Here is a 3366-nt window from a genome sequence, read left to right on the forward strand (position 1 = left end):
TTCTTTCGCACCCACACACTGATCCGGAGCCCGCACCATGCGCACCAAGAGCCTGTTGACCGAAGCCAAGCAAATCGAACGCGCTGTCACGCTGATCGGCCTGGGCGCCCGCCTGCAGGTGCTGGAATCGGAAACCGACATCTCTTACGAGCGCCTGCTGCGCCTGTACAAGGAAGTCTCCGGCAAGTCGCCCTCCAAGGGCCAGTTGCCCTTCTCGACCGACTGGTTCATGACCTGGCAGCCCAACATCCACGCCAGCTTGTTCCTCAACATCCACGAGTACCTGAACAAGTCTTCCGAGATCGACGAGATCGACGTCGTCATCAAGGCTTACCAGCTCTACCTGGAGCAGACCCAGTCCCAAGGCCTGGAGCCCCTGTTGTCCGTGACCCGCGCCTGGCGCCTGGTCAAGTTCATCGACAACGGCATGCTCAGCCTGACCAAATGCAACAAGTGCGGTGGCTCCTTCGTCACCCACCCCCATGAAATCGCCCGCCACTTCACCTGTGGCCTGTGCAACCCCCCAGCCCGCGCCGGCAAAGGCAAGGCCGCTGGCGCCCTGCACATGCATTGAATTCAAGTTTCAGCCGCACCGGCCGTAGTAGTAGCAGTTCCCGCAGTTTTGTAGTTGGCAGTATCAGTAGTTGGTTATTTGGCAGTACCCGTTGTTCTTTGCTTGTTTCATTGTTTTCTCCTCCTAGCGTCACGCCAGTGACTTTCCAACGGACTCTTCGGAGTCCGTTTTTTTTTTGGCCCATCGACCTCAAGCGCGTTCGCGCAGGCGCATCGTCAAGCCCATGGGTTCCATGGTGAACGCCATGTGCTCCTGCGCCTCGCGGCCATCGGGGGTGTCCACGCCCAGGATGTCGAAGCGGGACAGCAGCAGGGCCATGGCCATCTTGATTTCGAGCAGGGCCAAATAACGGCCGGGACACACGCGCGGGCCAGCGCCAAAGGGCATGGAGACGCGCTTGGCCTGGCTGGCGTTGTGCTGCAGACCTTGCCCTTCGGCCAGCCAGCGTTCTGGCTTGAAGGCCGCGGCGTCGTCGAAGTGCTGCTCGCTCACGCTGTCGTGCCGCATCACGTTCCAGACCAGGGTGCCCGCAGGCACGCGCACGTCGCCCACCACCGTGTCGCGCGAGGCTTGCAAGGGCAGGAAGGGCGCGACGGGCTTGAGGCGCATGGTCTCGTGCGCGCAGGCTTCCAGGTAATCCAGCTGGGCCATGGACTCGGGCGTGAAAGCCGCCGGGTCACCGGCCAGGCGCCGCACTTCGTCTTGCGCGCGTTGCAAGGCCTGTGGGTTGCGCCACAGCAGGTGAATCATCCAGGCCAGGGTATTGGCGGTGGTGTCTTCGCCCGCCAGCAGCATGGTCAGCACGTTGTCCGCCACGTCCTGGTCGTTCACGCCACTGTCCCGCTCATCGGCGGCCACGATCATGGCTTCCAGGAGATTGGGCGGATGCTCGCGGCGGCTGGGCTCGGCCTGCAGGCGATCCCGCGCCTGGGCGATGAACACGGCGATGGCCTGTTTCACCGCGAGGACACTGCGGTCCACTTCGCGGTCCGAGGGCAGTTTGACGAAACGCCAGTAAGGCACCAAGGTCAGGATGCGCGTGAACAGGGCAGGAAGGATCCGGTCGAGGTGCTGCTGGATCACGTCGCCATCGGATTCCAGCGTGTTGACGTCCGCCCCGAAGGCCAGGCCGGTGATGGCGTCGACCGTGAAGCGCATCAGGTCGGACTGCAAATCGATGACGGTGCCGGCCCGCGCGGCCTTCTGCCAGCGCGACCCCAGCCTTTGCGTGACCTTGAGCAGCGAAGGGAAATAAGCGCGCACATGGCCGGGTGCGAAACTGGCCATGACCATGCGGCGTTGGTGGCGCCAAGCCTCGCCTTCGGCCGCGAAGAGGCCCAGCTTCAAATCCATGTCGCCCGAGATGATGGCCAACCGCTCGGAGCGGTTGAAATCGTCGGGACGGGCCCGCAGGATGGCACCGATCAACCCGTGATCGGCCACCACCAGCACGGGCGTCGGACCGAAATAGGCGCGGAACAATGGGCCGTAGCGGCGGCACCATTGCTCCACCCCCTGGTGGATGACCTCGCGCGAAAGCTGGAAGGCGTTGCCCACCAAGGGCAGGCTGGGTGGACCGGGCAACTCTTTCAGTTCACGCAGCCGCGTGGTCGCGCCTGGGGGGCTGGTCGTGGTCGTGCTCATGCGGTCACTCCTCTTTGATTCGTTGGGCCGGGCATTAATATGAGCATTATTCAGTTTTAATGCCATTGCACAACTCGCATACCGCTCAGTTTTTGCCCATGCCCCGAACGCCCAAGCCCAAGGCCTTGCCGCCCTCTGAAACCATGCGCAAACTGCCCAAGCAGGCGCGTGCACGGCGCACGATCGAGGCCATTTTCGAAGCCACTGCTCAGCTTGTGGACAGCGAAGGCGCCGAAGCCCTGAGCACCAACAAGGTGGCGCAGAAAGCCGGGGTGTCCATCGGCACGCTCTACCAATATTTCCCGACCAAGGAAGCCATCGTCGTGGCCATGATCGCCCAGGAGCGGATGCGGGTGATGGCCGAGCTGCAAAGCATGCTGATCAGCGCAGTGAAGGCCTCGCGCGACCCGCAATCCATCCTCCGCGACCGCGTGCGGGCCCTGCTGTCGGCCATGGGCACTGGCAGCCACCTCAACCGCGCCATGGTGCGCCTGGCTTGGCACATGGACCACCACGAGCAGGTGGCCCAGGCCCAGCGCGAGGGCACGGAGCACCTGGCCATCGCCCTGGCGGCCTGGAAAGACCCTTCTTTGCGCGCCCCCACGCCGGCCATGCTCTTCGTGGCCACGCGCGCCGTGATCGGGGTCATCCGCAGTGCCTCCCTCGAGAACTCCGCCCTGCTGGGCAGCAAGGAGCTGGAGGACGAACTGGTGCGCATGGTGTGGCGCCTGGTGTCGGTGGATTCACCCGGCTGATTTCTGGATGGGTTTTCCCCTGGTATTCGGGGCTTTGTAAGGGATCTTCTGACACGACGGACAGCCTGCGCCTAACGGGGCTTACAGCGGTGCGCCTATTAAGTAAACCCGTCATTGGGATCAAGATTCATCCCATGGTGAGACGCAAGTCACACACCCCCACCGAAGCAAAGACACCCTGGAGCCCGACACATGAACGCCGACCAAATGCTGATGGAAATCCGTGAAACCAACCTGTCGTATCTGATGCTGGCCCAGAGCCTGATCCGTGCCGACCGCGAACAAGCCCTGTTCCGCCTGGGCATGTCCGAAGAAGCCGCCGACATGATCGCCATGCTCTCGCCCGCTCAAGTCCTCAAGATCGCCTCCAGCAACACCCTGCTGTGCCGCATG

General features: G+C 63.1%; 4 protein-coding genes. 3 read left to right on the plus strand and 1 reads right to left on the minus strand.

The annotated features are described in order from the left end of the window. Positions 1-37: 37 nt before the first annotated feature. Positions 38-574, plus strand: coding sequence for a flagellar transcriptional regulator FlhC (flhC, locus tag ACREB4_RS21115; protein ID WP_431590207.1), 537 nt, complete (start codon positions 38-40; stop codon positions 572-574). 189 nt (positions 575-763) lie between these two features. Here flhC and ACREB4_RS21120 read toward each other — a convergent pair whose 3' ends face one another. Continuing rightward, positions 764-2218 carry a cytochrome P450 gene (locus ACREB4_RS21120; protein WP_431590208.1) on the minus strand — a complete coding sequence of 485 codons (1455 nt, stop codon included), beginning with the start codon at positions 2216-2218 and terminating at the stop codon, positions 764-766. Between the two features lie 98 nt (positions 2219-2316). Between ACREB4_RS21120 and ACREB4_RS21125 the strand changes: the two genes are divergently transcribed. Then, positions 2317-2973, plus strand: coding sequence for a TetR/AcrR family transcriptional regulator (locus ACREB4_RS21125; RefSeq protein ID WP_431590209.1), 657 nt, complete (start codon positions 2317-2319; stop codon positions 2971-2973). A gap of 192 nt (positions 2974-3165) precedes the next feature. Further along, positions 3166-3366, plus strand: a 201-nt coding sequence (locus ACREB4_RS21130; protein ID WP_431590210.1) for a flagellar transcriptional regulator FlhD, incomplete at its 3' end; no start/stop codon positions are given.

The organism is Aquabacterium sp. (assembly GCF_050725395.1).
In the GTDB taxonomy this organism is placed as follows: Bacteria; Pseudomonadota; Gammaproteobacteria; order Burkholderiales; family Burkholderiaceae_C; genus Aquabacterium.